This window comes from Hamadaea sp., assembly GCF_013362815.1.
In the GTDB taxonomy this organism is placed as follows: domain Bacteria; phylum Actinomycetota; class Actinomycetes; order Mycobacteriales; family Micromonosporaceae; genus Hamadaea.
In genome coordinates, this window is sequence record NZ_JABFVK010000030.1 from 96,306 (window position 1) to 113,030 (window position 16,725).

The following is a 16,725-nucleotide window of genomic DNA, read 5'->3' on the forward strand; positions in this document are numbered from 1 at the left end:
GCCGATCCGATGAGCAAGTTCAAACCGACCATCGAAGACGTCGCCCGTGCGGCCGGAGTATCGCGGGCCACGGCGTCTCGCGTCATCAACCACGCGCCCGGGGCGTCGGCTCCGCTGCGCGCGCGGGTCGAGGCGGCGGTGGCGGCCCTGGGCTACCGGCCGGACGAGCACGCGCGGGCGCTGGCCTCCGGGCGTACGCGAGCCGTCGACGTCGTCGTGTCCGGTTGCGACTCCACCAAAGGCTGGCTCGGCGCGCATCCCTACTTCGGCCGGGTCATCGCCGGCATGATGCCGGTGCTCGAAGAGGCGAGCACCCAACTGCGGCTGCACGCCATCGGCCGGGACGACACCGCCGAGGCGATCGACGAGATCGCGGCGAACGCGTCACTGGGTGCGGTGCTCGCCGACGCGACCCCGGAGCTGGCCGCTCGGTTCCACCGCCGATGCCGCCGCGTCGTCTCCCTGGTGCCGACCGCTCCGATGGTTCCGGGGATGGCGGCCGACAACACCGGTGGTGCGTACGCGGCCGTCCGGGAACTGCACCGGCTCGGCTGCCGCCGGATCGCCGCCATTCACGGTCCCGCCGTCAATCCCTGTGCGATCGAGCGGCGTACCGGGTTCCGGCAGGCGATCCGCGAACTCGGGCTCGCCGAGGTCGCCGCCGACGGCGACTTCGACCTCCAGGGCGGCTACCGCGCCGCCCAGCAGCTGCTCGACCGGCATCCCGAGATCGACGGCATCTTCGTCGCCTGCGACTACATGGCGGCCGGGGCGATCCAGGCCATCACGGCAGGCGGCCGCCGCGTACCGGACGACGTCAGCGTCATCGGCTTCGACGACAGCATCGCCGCCGTCTGCACCAATCCGCCGCTCACCACGATGCGACTGCCGGTCGAGGAGATGGCCGCCGCTGCGACTCGGTTGCTCCTCGAAGGCATCCCCGCGAGCGCACACCGGCAGCGGTTTCCAGTCGAGCTCGTCGTACGCGAAAGCACCCGGGGCTGACCCCTCGGCCCGGCCACGTCGATCATGCCGACGCGGGAACGATCAGGGCGTTGTGGACACGACACACCGGCCGAGCATGACCGAAGGTTCATGATCGCGCAGATAGCGCCGGCGTAAAACGGGCTAAGCGGCACGGGAGCGCAACCGCCGAAGCATGCGGGCGTCTTCGAACCCGACGGCCCGAGCGGCGGCCTCGACCGTGGCGCCGTGCCCGATCAGGTGTTCGGCCCGTTCCAGTCGCAGCAGTTGCTGATAGCGCAACGGGGTCAGCCCGAGCACCCGGTCGAACAGCCGGGTGAGCGTACGCTCGCTGACCCCGCCGGAGGCGGCCAGTTCCGCCAGCGGCAGGCGGTCGGCGTACCGGGTGTCGATGACGTCCTGCACTCGGTGCACCGCGTCGTTGACGTGCGCCCGATGGCGCAGCATCGCGCTTTCCTGGCGTTCGTCGCCGTTGCGGCGGGCGTACACGACCATCTCGCGGGCGACCCGCGCGGCCAAGGCCGGCCCGTGGCGCTGGGCGACCAAATGCAACGCCAAGTCGATGCCGCTGGCGATCCCGGCCGAGGTGACGACTCGGCCGTCGACGACGTAGAGCACGTCGCGGACCACACTCGCGCGGCCGTAAACCGCGGCGAGTTCGTCTTGCAGATCGTGGTGCGTGGTGCAGCGACGGCCGTCGAGGAGGCCGGCCTCGCCCAGGGCGAACGCGCCCGCGCACACAGACGCGACTGTCCCACCTCGACGGTGGTGGTCACGCAGCCGCTCCAGCGTTTGCGCGCCGAACTTGTGGCGGTTGTACGCCGACGCCGCCTTCCAGCCGGGCACCACCAGTAGGTCGTCAGCCGTCAGCGACGGCCATTCGACGCCCGCCCGGAGCGGCAGCCCCTGGTTGGCGGCCACGTCTTCCTGCTCACCCACGTACGCCAGCCGGTATTCCGCGCCGAAATCGGCGGCCGACGAGAACGTCTGGGCCGGCCCGGCCAGGTCCAGCAGGTGAACCCCCGGAGCGAGCAGGAAGACGACGGTGGTCACTTGCCGGTCAGCTCCTCGACCGTCGCGATCGTGGCGAACCGGCCGCTCAGGGCATACGCGGTGCGCTCCAGGATCTCCTCGACGCCGAGGGTGCGCGGGTCGGCGAGGATCTCGTCCAGCGACCGGCTTTCGGGGGCGTCCCGGTGCTCGATCGGGTTGGTGGCGGTCGCGTCGATCACGAAAGTGACGGCGTAACCGAGGTCGCTGGCGACTCGGGCGGTCGTCTCGACGCACTGCTCGGTCCGGATGCCGCAGACGACGACCTCGCCGATCCCGGCCTCGACCAGCTGCTGTTGCAGGTTCGTGGTGGTGAACGCGTTGTGCGAGGTCTTCGTGATGACCGGCTCGCCGTCGGCCGGAACCAGTCCGTCGATCAGCCGCACGAAACCGAGCGCGGGATCGAACACGCCGCCGGTGCCGGGTTCGACATGCAGGATCCAGAAGATCTTCTCGTCGTTCGCCCGGAACGTTTCGGCCAGCCGCGAGACCTGCTTGGCGATCTCCGGGTTGGAACTCGCCGCCCAGATCGGGCGCTGCCGGAACGACTCCTGAACGTCGATGACGATGAGTGCTCGCTTCTTCATGCCTCAAATCCTGCCGCCGGACGCCGGTCGGCGTCAGACACCATCATGCCTCGGACCGGACTGATCCGGTCACAGACGGCGAACTCTACGGCGCTTCCATCGTCTGCGACCGCGCCATCTCACGGAACGCGGCCTCCAGATAAAACTCCAGGCCACGGCGGGTCACGGGCAGAAGACCCGCGATCAGCAGCGGGGCATGCAGAGCCACGGCGCGGGCCGGCGGCCGCGCGATCCCATCAGCTTCTTCCGGGTGTACGCCCAACGCACCGGCCAGGATCACGAGAAGCACTTCGGGGTCGGCCTCGGGCAGCCAAGCGAGCGCGGCCTTGGTGGTCGTCTCCAGCACCGAGCGGAGATCGTCTGCGTCGAGCCCGTCGGGATGGCTCTCCTCCAGCAGCATCCGCAGCACGTCGCCGAGCAGCGGCCCGGTCAGCGACGGGTCGAACGCGGCGAGGTCGGCAGCTGCGGTTCGCAGCTCGTCGGGGTCGGCGGCGAGCGCCGCCGTCACGGCGGCGCTCGCCGCCGCCATCGACCGGGCAACGGGCGGAAGATCACGGAGGCTCACCGCCCCATTCTGCTTCGCCCTGACAATGGTACAAATGGTGCCCCCGGGCGGGATACATCACACCGGGTGTCCTGGGAGCTCGACGGTGACGTCGAGGCCGCCGCCGGGCCTGGCGATGACCGCGAGCCGTCCTCGGTGGGCGAGCGTCACGGCGTGCACAATGGACAGTCCTAGCCCGAGGCCCTCGCTTCGAACCCGAGCTCCCTGCCCGTGCACGAACGGTTCCAGCAATGTCTGCACCTCGCCGGGAGGGATCTCCCGGCCGGTGTTGGAGATTCGCAAGACGATTCGCCCATCCGCCGGGCCGGCCGAGATCGCGAGGTGCCCGTCCGGCCGGTTGTAGCGGACTGCGTTGTCGACAAGGTTGCCGATCATCCGTTCCAGCAGAACGGGTACGCCGAGGACCGGCGCCGGTCGCAGATCCGCGCGTATGACCAGATCGGGCGACCGCTGTGCGGCGGATTCGAGGGCGGCGGCCACGATGCCGGCGAGGTCGGCCGGTTCGCGCGCGCTGATGCCGGCCTGGCTGCGGGCCAGCAACAGCAACCCGTCCAGTACGCGCTGCACGTGCTCGACGGCGTCGCGGACGTCGTCGGCCATCGTGAGCAGCTCGTCGCGGTCGGGGTCGCCGTCGAGGGTGACGTCGATCGCGGTGCGGGCGGTGGTCAGCGGCGTACGCAGCTCGTGGGCGGCATTCGCGGTGAACAGCCGCTGGCTGTCGAGGATCCGGTCCCGCTCGGCGACGTCGCGCTGGATGCGGTCGAGCATGTCGTTGACCGTGCCCGCCAGCGCGGACAGCTCGTCGGCGGGCGCTGTGACCGGCACTCGCTCGGTGAGGTTCTCGGCGGACAGTCGTCTCGCGGTTGACGAGATCGCCCGGATCGGGCGCAGCACTCTTCCGGCGACGAGCCACCCAAGTGCGGCGGCCAGCCCGGTCACCACGATGAGCGCCAGACCAGCCTGCGTGAGCAGCGCAGACAGGGTGTCGGCCGCCACCCTGGCGGCAAGATCGTGCAGTTGCTGTGCCGGTGGTGGCGTCGGCTGGGGTGTGCCCGGGGACGGGCTCCCGGTCGGGTCCAGTTCGCTGAAGAACGACCGGTGCCGCAGGTTCTGTCGCATCAGCAGATAGGTCAGAGTGGTCAGCACCCCTCCGGCGGCCAGCACAAGCATTGTCAGCAGCAGCGTCAGACGTGCTCGGGCGGTCAGCCTCATCCGGCGATCCGGTAGCCGGCACTGGTCACGGTCTCGATCAGCGGCGGTTCGCCGAGTTTGCGGCGCAGCGTGCCGACGGTGATCCGAATCGCGTTGGTGAACGGGTCCGCGTGTTCGTCCCACACCTTGTCCAGCAGGGTTTCCGCGCTGACCACGTCGCCTCCGGCGGCGAGCAGCTGTTCGAGTAGGCCGAACTCCTTAGGTGTCAGGTGCAGCAACCGCCCGTCGCGTTCGGCCGTACGCCGCGGCTGATCCAGCGTGACACCGGCGAAGCGCAGCACCGGTGGGCGGGCGGGGGTGCTGCGCCGGACCAGGGCATGGACCCGCGCGACCAGCTCGGAGAACGCGAACGGTTTGCCCAGGTAGTCGTCCGCACCCAACATCAGCCCGCCCACCCGGTCCTCGACGGCGTCGGACGCGGTCAGCATCAATACCCGCGACGCACCCTGTTCGGCGAGCCGGCGGCAGACGGTGTCGCCGTGCACGACTGGCAGGTCCCGGTCCAGCACCACTACGTCGTACGGGGTGATGTCGCACTTGTCCAGGGCGGTCCGGCCGTCAGCGGCGAGGTCGACGGCGAAGCCGTGCTTGCGCAGCCCAGCCGCGATGTAGCCGGCGAGGGGCTGCTCGTCTTCGACCAGGAGCACACGCATCCACGCAGTATCGCAACGCCCACATATGGAACGCATATGGATCGTCGATCGGCCGCCGATAGCCGCCGGCCGGTAGATGTGATCACCGTCAAAGTCAACGAAGGAAAGGTGATCGACCATGACTACGACTCGCCGGACGGCGCTCAGGCTGCTGGGTGCCACCTCGGTCGCCGCCACTGCGGGGCTGGCTGTCCAGACCACGGGCTTGCAACCCGCCGCCGCGCAGACAGGCTCCCCTTCGGCGCGGGTGCCGAAGGGCCTGCGGCCCGGCGGCGAACTCGATCGGCTGATCGCAGACATGGCGGCGAGGGACGTGTTCTCCGGCAGCGTGCTGATCACACATCGCGGCCGCACTGTCCCTTCCCGGTCGCACGGCATGGCCGACAAGGCGCAGTCGGTGCCCAACGGACCCGATACGCTCTTCGGCCTGGCCTCGGTCGCCAAGCTGTTCACCGCCGTGTCGGTGGCCCAGTTGGCACAGCGCACCAAGCTGCACTACTACGACACGGTTGGCCGGCACCTAGCAGGGTTCCCGGCCGAGATCGCCGACCGAGTGACGATCCACCACCTGCTAACCCACACGTCGGGCCTGGGCGACCCATTCGGCGACCCGGGGTTCTGGGAGGTGGCCCCCACATGGACCAGCGTGCAGCAGGTGACGGAGGGCATCGGCGAGTTCGTCCGGAAGGAGACGCTGGCCTTCCCTCCGGGTGCGGGCACCCAGTACAGCAACTCGGCGTACCACCTGCTCGGGGAGATCGTCGCGCGGGTGTCCGGGCAGGAATACCACGACTACGTCCGCGAGCACATCTTCCGCGCCGCCGGGATGGACAGCGCCGGCTTCTACACCCTGCCGCAGATGCGCGAGGACCGCCGGATCGCCCGTGGCTACTATCGCCCGGAGGGGTCGGCGGACCGTATCGACAACATCGACGAACAGATCTTCGCCCCCGGCGCGTTCGCGACCTGCGCCGAAATGGAGCGGTTCGCCCACGCGCTGTGGGAGGAGAAGCTGCTGAACCCCGCCTACACCTGGCTGACGCTCAGCCCGAAGATGCCCATGCTGCCGTCGCCCGGCCCAAACCCGCCGGCGGTGTTCACGGGCTATGGCCCGGGCGCCACGCTCGCCGGCGACAGGTGGTCCTACGGACACAACGGCGGTTCGAGCATCGGCGGCGTGGTCGAGCTGGTGTTCTACCCGGACAGCGGGTACGTGACAGTGATCATGTCCAACTACGAGATGGAAAGCATCCGAGGGATCCCGAGCCTGGCTCGCAAGCTGATTGTCGAGCAGGGGTAGCGAACCGGAACCGCAATGGGTGGTCCTGCGAAGGATGAACGGCCAGGCGCCTTCGCACGGAACAAGAACGCCCCCTGCGGTGAAGAATGTGGTGGAATCATGGCGTCCGCCTCGTAAGCGGCAGCCTCAGCTGGTGCTGGCCGCGGTGCGCTTGCTCGGCGGGCCGGTCGACGACCCGGCCGCCTTCTGCGAGTACGCCGTCGGGGCGGTGCTCGCACGGGCAGGCAATGATCTGGTTGGGGAGTACTGGACGTGATGGGGCTTCCGGCGGACAGCCACGTGCATAGTCAGTGGTCTTGGGACGCGTTCGCGGGCACGATGCAGGGCGTATGCGCGCGGGCGGTCGACCTCGGGCTGCCTGCGATCGCCTTCACCGAACACGTCGACCACACGGTCTGGACCGTCGACAGGGACGAGTTGGACGAGGGCAGCTTCCTGGCCACAGTGGCCGGGCCGGACGGGCGGCTGACGCCGCCGCCGTTTGACGCAGCCGGGTACCTGGAATCGATCGAGGACTGCCGCGAGCGGTTTCCGGGCCTGCGGATCCTCAGCGGTCTGGAGGCGGGTGAACCCCACTGGCACGCCCCTGCCATCGGGAAGATACTCGCTGCCGGACCGTTCGACCGTGTCCTCGGCTCTCTGCACTGCCTGCCGGACAACGGTGGTTACGCCGAGCCGCCCGACCTGTTCCGGCATCGGGCGCCAGCCGAGGTCGTTCGGCAGTACCTGGCCGAAGTGGCCGCGCTGATCGCCGGGAGTGACGTGTTCACGGTGCTGGCGCACATCGACTTCCCGGTTCGCTACTGGCCCGCGCACGCCGGGCCGTTCGACCCGTACGCCTTCGAGGAAGAGTTCCGGCATGCACTGCGGCTGCTGGCCGACAGCGGCCGTGCGCTGGAGGTCAACACCTGCGTGCCTCTGCACCCGGAGATCGTACGCTGGTGGCGCGAGGAAGGCGGCTCCGCGATCACCTTCGGCAGCGACGCACACGAACCGGACGAACTCGCCCGCGGCTTCGCAACCGCGGTGGACATGGTGCAGGCGCACGGATTCCGCCCTGGCCGTGATCCCCACGACTACTGGATCGCAGCATGACTCCGTTTCGTCATCAGGAGGTGTTCCCAGGCCGCCATTTCTTACCCCGACGGCGATAATGAAGGGGTGAGCGACGGCTGGCCGGACGGCGGACTGATCGAGGATTACGGACCGGCGTGGCATCCGGGGCCCTTCGAACGAGGCACCGACGGCCCGCGGGTCATCCTCGCCGGGGTCGACGGCTCACCGACCGGCATGCGCGCCGGGGCGTACGCCGGTGGGCTGGCCCGCCGTCAGCGATCCCGGCTCGTCATCGTCTACGTCGCGACCCCGTCGGTGTGGACGGCGATGGCCGCCACCGCTGCCGCCGCGCAGGAGCAGTTGTTCGACGACCAGATCCAGGAACTGCGGACGCAGATCCGGGATCGGGCCGCCGAGTTCGGCATCTCCACCACGTTCCTCGTACGCCGCGGCGACGCGTTCACCGAGCTGCGCGACGCCGCAATCGAACTGCGCGCCGACATGGTGGTCGTCGGCGCGTCCGAGCAGGCCGGGCATCGGTTCATCGGCTCGGTCGCCGCCCGGCTCGTCCGCGCCGGGCGCTGGCCGGTGACCGTCGTCCCGTAGGCCGGTGCCGTAGGGGCCCGCTTGTCAGACCGACAGCAGGTCCGCCACCGCCTCGGCCGTATCGGGATGTCGACCGATCAGATCCGCGACCGGTGAACCGATGTCGTCGGTGCCGTCGGTGCCGAGCGCGCTCCACGAACCGGTCACCCCGAGCAGCGCGGCGACCGCGTCTGTCGCATCCGGATGGCCGACGAGCAGTTCCGCCATCGGCCCGCCGGCCCTCGGCCCGGTAGCCGACGTCGTCGGGGCGGCCTCGGCCGGCGACCACGGCGGCGTCCAGGTGTCCAAGGCCGCCAAGGTGCCGGGGAAGGTCCGGCCCGCTTCGCGTACGAGGACGGGGACGAGCTCGGGGGCCTGATCCTTCAGCGTCGTGATCAGCTGTGGCAGCCACGGCAGCAGTACCGGGTCGGGCAGCTGCGCGAACGCCTTCGACAGGATCTCGACCACGAAGGAGGTCAGCGACGGCACCGGCACCAGGGCCTGGAGGAAGCCGCTGATGTACTGCGGCATCGCGGGCAGCACCATCGGGTTGCCGAGCAACTCGTCCACCCGCTCACGCAGGCGGGCGATGGGCAGCAGACCCAGCTGGTGGTGCGCCGCCCACAGCAGGGCGACCTTCGCCGGAGACTCCGGATGCGACTGCTGGACGGCGATTTCGAGCTGCGCGCGGTCGCAGCCCAGCGACAGGGCCAGGTTCTCCATCCCGAACAGGAAGCCCAGCATCGCCGCCACTTGGCGTACGCCGGACTCGTCCTCCACGAACGCCGTCGGCAACAGCGTGCAGTAGTGGGCGTATCCGGTCCGGACGAAGTCCTCGCACCAGGCGGGCAGCCCGCCGCGCTCCCCCGACCGGTAGTAGGCGAGCAGCCGCCGGATCCGCTGCAACACCTCGGGAGCCTCGTCGACTGTACGCTCGGCGGCCAGCAGCTCGACCGCCCGCGCGCCGAGTTCGTCGGTGAATCGGCGGCTGCGCAGGTAGAGCAGCGAATCCTCGACCGCCGCCAGGGCGGCCGCCGCCGTCGCCGTCGGCGTCCACACCTCCCGGCGCAGGCGTTGCTCCAGCACCTGCTCGACGGTGACGCCTTCGTAGCCCAGCTCGATCAGGTAGCGCTGGCTGCGCCCGATCGCGAGGTCCCAACTCTCCTGAATGGACTTCCGGCCCAGCGTGCGCTCGCCCATGATCGGGCGTACGACGTCGGGCGGCATCAGGCGGCGGAGCACCCACAGCAGGTCCGAGCACGGCCCGAGCTCGGGCTGCGCCTTCAGATCCAGCAGCGCTCGCTGAATCGTCCGGGCCTCGACGTTGACGCCGAGCGGCTGCAGCCGGTCGTAGACGTCGCGGGCCAGCGGTGGCAGCGCGTTGTAGCCCACCTGGCCGATCCGGTCGCCGCCGAGCATGATCTCGCACAGCCGGCGGATGTCCCGGCGACCCGGCACGGTGTCCTTCTCGATGCAGGTCACCGCGGCGTCGGCGAAGTCGTAGGGGGTCGGCCGGGCCCGGTTCCGCATCCCGGCCAGCAGGATCGACGTCTCGAACACCGCGATCGCGTCGGCCGTGCTCGACAGGTATCCGTGCCGACGGGCCAGCCGCACGATCTCCACCGACCAGCCGAGCAGCTCCGCCTCGTCGATGCCGTCCAGCCGGGGCGGGCTGGCCAGGAACTTCGTGAGCTTGTCGGTCACCGGTTCGGCGACGGCCACCGGCGGCGCCACTGTCGCCTTGACCACCGCCCGTTTCCGCGTACCCGCCTGACCTTGCAGCTGGAACGGCTTGACGCCGGTCCGCGTCACGGCCTTGGCCCAGGTCGCGGCCGCGATCGAGACCGAGCCCGAGGCCAGGCCGAACTGCGCCTCGATGGCCGAGTGGCTGGACGGGATGAGCCCGTAGAGCCAGCGGGTGCCGGTCCGGGGGCTGATCTCCCAGTCCGAGCCTGCGAGCCCGAACTCCGGCACGTAGCTCGCCGCATGGAACGCTCCGCAGACGTAGAGCGCCTGCGAGGCGTCGGCCCCGGACGCCGCGAGGTGCTGGCGCATCCGCGTCCACATGAACCGCTCGCGGTCCTCGTCGACGGTGACCCGGCTGGGATCGCCGGGGGCGAGCCGCCGGAACAGGCTGCCGATGAGCACCATGACCTGCCGATACGTCTCGTAGTCCGCGTCGGCCGAGGCGAGCGGCTGCTCGACGTACTGGTCCCACCACTCCGACCAGTGCCGCACCTTGCCATGGTGCAGCAGGTACGCCTCCAGCTGGCTGAACCGCGGGCGCAGGTCGCCGATCTCGACGCCGACCGCGTCGCCGTGCAGGTCCTTGCCTTCGGCGTCCTCTTCGGCGTCGGCGTCGGCGTCGGCGTCAGCCGCGGAGGAACCGCGCGGCGACCACTGGAACACGTGGTCGGTCGACCGGTCGACGCAGACCAGTTCGACACCGGGCGTGTCCAGGGCGTACGCGATCGCCTGGTACTCGGCCGAGGCCTCGGTGATCGGCGCGACCACACTCAGCGGCGACCAGTCCGGCGGGAAACCGTCCACATCGGACGCGAATGCCTGCACCGCGACCGGCAGCCGGCAGTTGCGCAGCTCGTCCAGCAGCGGCCGCAGATCCTCGCACAGTTCGAGGTAGATGACGTGCGGCCGCTTCTCGCGCAGGCGGCGGGCCATGGCGAGCGCGGAGGCCGGCGAGTGGTGGCAGACCGGGAAGATCTCCAGCGGCTCCCGCAGCGCCCGGTCGACGTCGGTGACCATCCCGGCGAGGATGCCGTCGAGATCGCCCGGGCCGCCCGCGAACTCGGCCGCCGCCTCCAGCAGCTGGTCCCTCAGGGGATCGAAGACGGTCATGACAGAGTGGCGATCGCCTCACGGCCGCCCGCGAGGAACTCCGGCCACTCGCCGCCGTCGGCCTTGCTGCGCGGCTCGACCACGCCGTGCCAGTACTTGTTGAGGATGGCCAGATCCTCCGGGCTGCGCCGGGCCAGCGATCCGACCAGCGAACCGGCCAGCGTGTGCGCCCGCAGCTGGGCGTCGCCGAAGAACTGGCTGTGCAGAATGGCGTCCTCCAGCACACCGATCTGCTCGGCCGTCGACAGCGCCGATTCCAGCTTCTCGTCGTCGCTGGTGGCCGAGGCGGCCGCCGTACGCAGATCGGCGAAGCTCTGCAGCAGGATGTCGAGCAGGGTCGGCGGGACGTCCAGCTCGATCTGGTGCCGCTTGAGCAGCTCGACCGTGCGGAAGCGGACGATCTCCGCCTCACTCGCCTTGTTCGTCACGACCGGGATGCGGACGAAGTTGAACCGGCGCTTGAGGGCCGACGACAGGTCGTTGACGCCCCGGTCACGGCTGTTCGCGGTGGCGATGATCGAGAAGCCGGGCTTGGCGAAGACGATGTTGTCGTCGTCCAGCTCCGGGATGGAGACGTACTTCTCGGACAGGATCGAGATCAGCGCGTCCTGCACGTCGCTGGTCGAGCGGGTCAGCTCCTCGAACCGGCCGACCACGCCCTGCTCCATCGCGGTCATGATGGGCGACGGGATCAGCGAGTCGCGCGACTGGCCACGGGCGATCACCATCGCGACGTTCCACGAGTACTTGATGTGGTCCTCAGTGGTGCCCGCGGTCCCCTGCACGACGAGCGTCGAGTTGCGGCAGATCGCGGCCGCCAGCAGCTCGGCCAGCCAGCTCTTGCCCGTCCCCGGGTCGCCGATCAGCAACAGGCCCCGGTCCGACGCCAGCGTCACGATGGCGCGCTCGACGAAACTGCGGTCGCCGAACCATTTCTGCGGGATCTGGCGGTCGATGCCGTCGGCCCGCTCCGAGCCGAGCACGAACATCCGGACCATGCGCGGGCTCAACCGCCAGGTGAACGGCTTGGCACCGGTGTCGATCGACTCCAGGTAGTCCAGCTCCTCGGCGTACTTCACCTCGGCGGGAGCGCGCAGCAAGTTTTCAGTCATCAGCGGTTCTCTCCTAATCGAGGAAGTTCTTGAGCTCGGTGACGAGTTTGCGGATGTGCCCGGAGATCACGGGCGTGCCCAGGCGCTTGAAGCGGTCCCGGAACCAGGGGTTGACGCTCTGCTGGCCGGAGCTGTTGACCGAGCCGACCGGGATGAACTTCACTCCGGACCGGTGCACGGCCTCGATGCCGTCGAACAGCGGTTGCGACCGGTCGAACTCGTAGAAGTCGGAGATCCACACCATCACGGTGTTACGTGGGTCGGCGATCTTCGGCCGGGCCATCGCCATCGCGATGGGGCCGTCGTTGCCGCCGCCGAGATTGGTCCGCAACAGCACCTCGAACGGGTCGTGCACCCACGGCGTCAGGTCGATCACCCGCGTGTCGTACGCGATCAGGTGCACATCGACCTTGGGCAGCCCGGCGAAGATCGAGGCGAGGATGGTGCAGTTGACCATCGAGTCCACCATGGACCCGGACTGGTCGACGACGACGATCAGCCGCGCCGGGGTGGTCCGCTTGGCGGTCTGCCGATAGAACAGCTTGTCGACGTAGAGCCGCTCGTCCTCGGGGTTCCAGTTGGTCAGGTTCTTCCAGATGGTGCGGTCGAGGTCGAGGTTGCGGAACACCCGCTTCGGCGGCACCGACCGGTCCAGCGTCCCGGCGCTGGTCTGCTGCACCTGCGTACGCAGAACCTCGGCGACCTCGTCCACGAAGCGCCGGATGAGCGCCTTGGCGTTGGCCAGCGCCACACCAGAGAGGTTGTCCTTGTCGCGCAGCAACTGCTCGATGAGCGACATGCTCGGGGTGAGCTGCTTGGCCAGTTTCGGATCGGCCAGCACCTCCCGCAGTTGCATCCGCTTGACGAGGTCGCCTTCGAGGCCGGTCAGTACGCCGCCCAGCTCACCGGCCGCACCCGGCCGGGATCGCAGCTGCCCCGGCTCGCAGCCCAGCGCCTTCTCGAACCACCCCGCATCGGACTGCCATTGGGCCAGCTGGGTGGCGCTGACGTTGCCCGACCCGGTGGCGAACACGTTGAGCAGCACCTTCGAGGCGAGGGCGGCCCGGCGTACTCGGGTCTCCCCGGTGGCCTGGTCGTCTTCCGGCGGCACCATGAGGCCTTCGAGCTCGGCGGCGAGCTCCGGGAACCGCTGCACCACGGTGTCGACCGAGACCGACGGGTCGAGCACCGCTGCGGGCAACCCCGCCGCCTGCACCGCCGCCATGCTCGCCGACTCCAGCGCGGGTTGCTCCTCACCGCCGTCGAAGATCCGGGCCAGCAGCCGCCAATAAAGCACCTGCCGTCGCGCGTCCATCTCGGTCATTTGCGCAGCAGCCTTCCCGCGCGCTCGCGCAGTACGCCGACAGCGTCGCCCGCCGCGGCCTCGGCTTTGGCGGCTTTCGGATCGGACGGTCCCATCGCCCAGTCGCCGCTGTGCACCGCGACCGGCTTCTTCTTCACCGTCGTCTCCACCGCCAGCGGCTGCACCAGCCACCGGCCGGCGTCCCAGCGCAGCAGGCCGATCATCGCCGACGCCGACGCGGCCAGTTCGGCCGTGATCGGGCTCGCCGCGCTGATCCGGTCGGTGTCGACGGTCAGCGGCCCGTCGGCGGCGAACTGGTATGCCTCCAGGAACACCGGCTCGGCCAGTCGCACCGGATGCCGCTCCAGCGGCGGAACCGGGGCCGCCGACGCCTGCCGGAGCTGGACCCGGGCGGTGGCGAACGGGTCGGCCGGTCCGCCGGCGGTCGCATGTGCCTCGTCCCAGATCAGGTCGCCCGAGCCGAGCAGCGTCATGCCGGTCAGGTCGAGGCTGCGCCGTTCGGCCAGTGCTGCCAGCAGCTGCGTATGGCCGCGCAGCAGCCGCCAGACGGCGGCCCCGGTGATGGTGTCGACCTTCGCGGCGCTCACCGAGACCCGGACCAGCCGGGCCGCTCCCCCGGTCTCCAGTACGCCGTGCACCTGAGCTTGCAGCGCGGTCGGATGCTCGTGGAGGTCGACGCCGAGCGGCAGGAACCGCCCGGAGACCGGTTGCCCCGCGGCGTGAGCCGGGAGGCCGGGCTGGGCCAGCAGCATCGCCCGGGACCAGAGGTCGGCCCAGCGCCGGACCGGCAACTGCGGCAGTGTCAGCAGTGGACTCGACGCGCGGAGTTCGGCGGCGAACCCGTCGAGCAGCACGGCGAGCCGACGCCGGCCGGGCTCGGCCAGCAGGCCCTCGATCAGCGGATCGGCCGAGCTCACGAGGTCTTCGGTGACACCGCGCCACCCGGCCACGGCCAGCTCGACGAGCCAGGTGCGTACGCCGCTGAGCAGGTTCTCGCCCGCCGCGTCAGGGGCCGGCGACGGCTCCCACTGCGCCCGGTCCCGACCGAGAGCGGTGTCGAGTCCCGTGAGCAGCGCGTCGTGCACCGCACCGAGCGCTGCCGACCGGCCACCGGCCAGCGCAGCGACGTGATCGTCGCCGGGCGATCCGGCCACGATCTTGGCCGCCGCCTCGGCGAGCCGCTCGCCCAGCGGAGTCGCGCCGAACGCTCCGGCCAGCCCGGTCAGCGCTGCCTGCCGCGCTTCGCTCAACCGGCCGAAGCCGTGCGTCAGCGCCTCGTCGAAGGCCGCCACCGTCTCCAGCGTCTCCGCGACACCCGTGGGGGTCTGCGCCAGGAATTCACCGAGCATCAGCTCACCGCCTTCGCCGACGGCAATTGCGTCGCCGGGAACCAATGCAACTCAGGCAACGGTTCGGCCGTGCCCGGAAGCTCCAGATAGGACAAGTGCCGCAGGAAGCGGGCGAAGACTCCGGCCGCCGACGAGCGCTCGACCCGCCAGGTCGTCATCCGGACCAGATCGGTGCCGTGGAGGATCGTGCCCTCGGCCTCGATACGCAGGTACCGGGCGACCCGCGCGGCCCCGAACTGCACGGCGGCCTCGTCGATCAGCAAGTCGAGGTGCTTGCAGGTGTAGTCGCCGTATAGGCCGCCGCACGGCCGGTTGTTGTTGGTCGAGCAGCTCAGCGTGTGGTCGCCCGCGGTGAACTGCGAGACGTAGACCCGGTCGATGTCCGACCCCGACGAGACGACCCCTTGCAGCCGCCCCTCGGCGAGCTCGACGAAGGGCACCTTCGCGAGTTTGCGGGGCCGGGCGGGCGGAACCACCACTGCGGCGCTGCGCGCCTCCCAATCCAGTTCCGGCGACTCAGCAGGCGGCACGCCATCGACCTCCCCAGGCAAAACGCGCGCGCCACAGTGGACGCTCGCGGAAACGGACGTTCCGTGAACGCGACAGTTCTACCGCACGCCCCCGACAATCCGGCCCGCGGGCTCAGTGACTCTCGGGAGGATCATCCAACTCGTCGAGCGCGGCCTGCTCGTGCAGCACGATGTCGTGCAGCGGCGCTTCCGGTCCGCCGAACGCCTGCCCGCGCGCCTCACCGTCCGGACTGCCGCTGAAGACTCGCGCGTCCTCCTCCGGCGCGGGCTCGGGGCCCACGGCCGGGAAGACTGCGGGGGTGGCGGCCACCCAGGCCCACTCCCGGCGCGCGTCGATCCAGGCCATTTCCGTCCTGGTACGCGCAAAGGCCGACGGCTGCTGGTCGCGTACCCAGCCGACGAGGTGCTCGCGAACGAGGCAGCGCAGGTCCCACAGCGACGGAGCATCGCGCGCACTGCACAGCGCCCGCAGCCGCACCCGGCCCTCGATCGCGTCCGTCACCTGCAGTACGCAGACCCGCCCGTCCCAGAGATCGCTGCCTTCGAGCAGTCGTCGCAGCTCGTCGCGGATGGGCTGCACCTGCACCGCCCAGTCGACGTCGAACTCGACCGAGCCGAGGATCTCCGACCGCGTACGCGTCCAGTTCTGGAACGGCTTGGTGGTGAAGTATGACGTCGGCAGCATGAGCCGGCGGTCGTCCCAGACTTGGAGGACGACGTGGCTGAGGGTGATCTCCTCGACCCGGGCCCATTCGTTCTCCACCACGATCACGTCGTCGATCCGGATGGCGTCGCTGAACGCCAGTTGCAGCCCGGCGATCACGTTCCCCAGTACGCTCTGCGCCGCCAATGCGGCGATGATGCCGATGATGCCGGCCGAGGCGAGCAGGCTGGCCCCGATGGTGCGTACCTCGGGAAAGGTCATCAGCACGACGCCGACGGTGAGCAGCACGATCGCGGCGATGGTGACCCGGCGTACCACCACGATCTGGGTGCGGATGCGCCGCGCCGAGCGATTGTCGGGCACGTCGATGCGGAACCGCGCCTCGGCGACGTCCTCCAGCGCCAGCAGGATCGTCGCGACCAGCCAGGCCCCGGCGACGATCAGGCCGATGCCCATCGTGTGGAGGACCCCGTGTTTGAGCTCGAAGGTACGGGGTGAGACGAGGACCACGGCCCGGACGGCGAAGAGCACCGCGAAGACCTGGAACGCCCGGTGCGCGTGGTCGGCCAGCTCGGCCATGGTCAGCGAACGGCGCCCGGCCCGGCGTACCGCCCGATGGATGATCTCCACGACGATGAGCGCGGCCACGGCCGCGCCGACGGCCGCGATCGACAACGGCACCGTGCAACTCCCTTCACCGGCACCTTTGAAGATCCCATATTCCGGCGCAGCCGAGCTGGTAAACCCCTAGTCCGTGAGAAGTCGCAGGACGACGGCGGCTACTGCGAGCACGAGCAGGACGATCGGCGTGCCGATGTGGGCGAGATCGCGGAAGCGGACGTGCGCCCCGACCGCCAGCGCGAAGTAGAGCACCAGGCCGATCCCGGCGGCCACCCCG

General features: G+C 70.0%; 17 protein-coding genes. 5 read left to right on the plus strand and 12 right to left on the minus strand.

Annotated features, from left to right (window positions below):
• Window positions 1-9: 9 nt before the first annotated feature.
• Window positions 10-1,005 (plus strand): LacI family DNA-binding transcriptional regulator, encoded by a 996-nt coding sequence (locus HOV77_RS16520; RefSeq protein ID WP_290863186.1) that lies wholly within the window; start codon window positions 10-12, stop codon window positions 1,003-1,005.
• Window positions 1,006-1,128: 123 nt separating this feature from the next.
• On the opposite strand, the gene HOV77_RS16525 is transcribed toward HOV77_RS16520, so the two are convergent.
• From HOV77_RS16525 to HOV77_RS16545, 5 genes are all read right to left on the minus strand, one after another.
• Window positions 1,129-2,037, minus strand: coding sequence for a DJ-1/PfpI family protein (locus HOV77_RS16525; RefSeq protein ID WP_290863188.1), 909 nt, complete (start codon window positions 2,035-2,037; stop codon window positions 1,129-1,131).
• Entirely contained in the window at window positions 2,034-2,621 is a 588-nt protein-coding gene (locus tag HOV77_RS16530; protein WP_290863191.1) for an isochorismatase family protein, read from the minus strand. The genes HOV77_RS16525 and HOV77_RS16530 overlap by 4 nt, the downstream gene beginning before the upstream one ends.
• A gap of 85 nt (window positions 2,622-2,706) precedes the next feature.
• On the minus strand, window positions 2,707-3,186 hold the full coding sequence (locus HOV77_RS16535) for a hypothetical protein (protein ID WP_290863193.1): 480 nt from the start codon (window positions 3,184-3,186) through the stop codon (window positions 2,707-2,709).
• A gap of 57 nt (window positions 3,187-3,243) precedes the next feature.
• Complete coding sequence (locus HOV77_RS16540) at window positions 3,244-4,398, minus strand: HAMP domain-containing sensor histidine kinase (RefSeq protein WP_290863195.1); 1,155 nt, start codon at window positions 4,396-4,398, stop codon at window positions 3,244-3,246.
• Window positions 4,395-5,051, minus strand: coding sequence for a response regulator transcription factor (locus tag HOV77_RS16545; protein WP_290863197.1), 657 nt, complete (start codon window positions 5,049-5,051; stop codon window positions 4,395-4,397). The genes HOV77_RS16540 and HOV77_RS16545 overlap by 4 nt, the downstream gene beginning before the upstream one ends.
• Before the next feature lie 118 nt (window positions 5,052-5,169).
• Here HOV77_RS16545 and HOV77_RS16550 point away from each other — a divergent pair, with 118 nt between their 5' ends.
• The 4 genes from HOV77_RS16550 to HOV77_RS16565 all read left to right on the plus strand — a co-directional run bounded on the left by HOV77_RS16550 (window position 5,170) and on the right by HOV77_RS16565 (window position 8,013).
• Window positions 5,170-6,351, plus strand: coding sequence for a serine hydrolase domain-containing protein (locus HOV77_RS16550; protein WP_290863199.1), 1,182 nt, complete (start codon window positions 5,170-5,172; stop codon window positions 6,349-6,351).
• Window positions 6,352-6,439: 88 nt separating this feature from the next.
• The gene (locus HOV77_RS16555) at window positions 6,440-6,607 is read left to right on the plus strand and encodes a hypothetical protein (protein ID WP_290863223.1); all 168 of its coding nucleotides are present in this window, start codon (window positions 6,440-6,442) and stop codon (window positions 6,605-6,607) included.
• Window positions 6,608-6,630: 23 nt separating this feature from the next.
• Window positions 6,631-7,446 (plus strand): PHP domain-containing protein, encoded by an 816-nt coding sequence (locus HOV77_RS16560; RefSeq protein WP_290863201.1) that lies wholly within the window; start codon window positions 6,631-6,633, stop codon window positions 7,444-7,446.
• Window positions 7,447-7,512: 66 nt separating this feature from the next.
• Window positions 7,513-8,013: a universal stress protein gene (locus tag HOV77_RS16565; RefSeq protein WP_290863203.1), complete on the plus strand. Its 501-nt coding sequence runs from the start codon at window positions 7,513-7,515 to the stop codon at window positions 8,011-8,013.
• A 24-nt stretch (window positions 8,014-8,037) separates the two neighbouring features.
• Here HOV77_RS16565 and HOV77_RS16570 read toward each other — a convergent pair whose 3' ends face one another.
• The 7 genes from HOV77_RS16570 to HOV77_RS34790 all read right to left on the minus strand — a co-directional run bounded on the left by HOV77_RS16570 (window position 8,038) and on the right by HOV77_RS34790 (window position 16,721).
• The gene (locus HOV77_RS16570) at window positions 8,038-10,848 is read right to left on the minus strand and encodes a DUF5682 family protein (protein ID WP_290863205.1); all 2,811 of its coding nucleotides are present in this window, start codon (window positions 10,846-10,848) and stop codon (window positions 8,038-8,040) included.
• Complete coding sequence (locus HOV77_RS16575; protein WP_290863207.1) at window positions 10,845-11,960, minus strand: AAA family ATPase; 1,116 nt, start codon at window positions 11,958-11,960, stop codon at window positions 10,845-10,847. The genes HOV77_RS16570 and HOV77_RS16575 overlap by 4 nt, the downstream gene beginning before the upstream one ends.
• A 13-nt stretch (window positions 11,961-11,973) precedes the next feature.
• Window positions 11,974-13,284, minus strand: a complete 1,311-nt coding sequence (locus tag HOV77_RS16580; RefSeq protein ID WP_290863209.1) for a VWA domain-containing protein — start codon at window positions 13,282-13,284, stop codon at window positions 11,974-11,976.
• On the minus strand, window positions 13,281-14,633 hold the full coding sequence (locus tag HOV77_RS16585) for a hypothetical protein (RefSeq protein ID WP_290863211.1): 1,353 nt from the start codon (window positions 14,631-14,633) through the stop codon (window positions 13,281-13,283). The genes HOV77_RS16580 and HOV77_RS16585 overlap by 4 nt, the downstream gene beginning before the upstream one ends.
• On the minus strand, window positions 14,633-15,163 hold the full coding sequence (locus HOV77_RS16590; protein ID WP_290863213.1) for a hypothetical protein: 531 nt from the start codon (window positions 15,161-15,163) through the stop codon (window positions 14,633-14,635). The genes HOV77_RS16585 and HOV77_RS16590 overlap by 1 nt, the downstream gene beginning before the upstream one ends.
• Window positions 15,164-15,275: 112 nt before the next feature.
• Window positions 15,276-16,508: a mechanosensitive ion channel domain-containing protein gene (locus HOV77_RS16595; protein WP_290863215.1), complete on the minus strand. Its 1,233-nt coding sequence runs from the start codon at window positions 16,506-16,508 to the stop codon at window positions 15,276-15,278.
• Window positions 16,509-16,574: 66 nt separating this feature from the next.
• Window positions 16,575-16,721: a DoxX family protein gene (locus tag HOV77_RS34790; RefSeq protein ID WP_363260386.1), complete on the minus strand. Its 147-nt coding sequence runs from the start codon at window positions 16,719-16,721 to the stop codon at window positions 16,575-16,577.
• Between the last annotated feature and the right edge of the window lie 4 nt (window positions 16,722-16,725).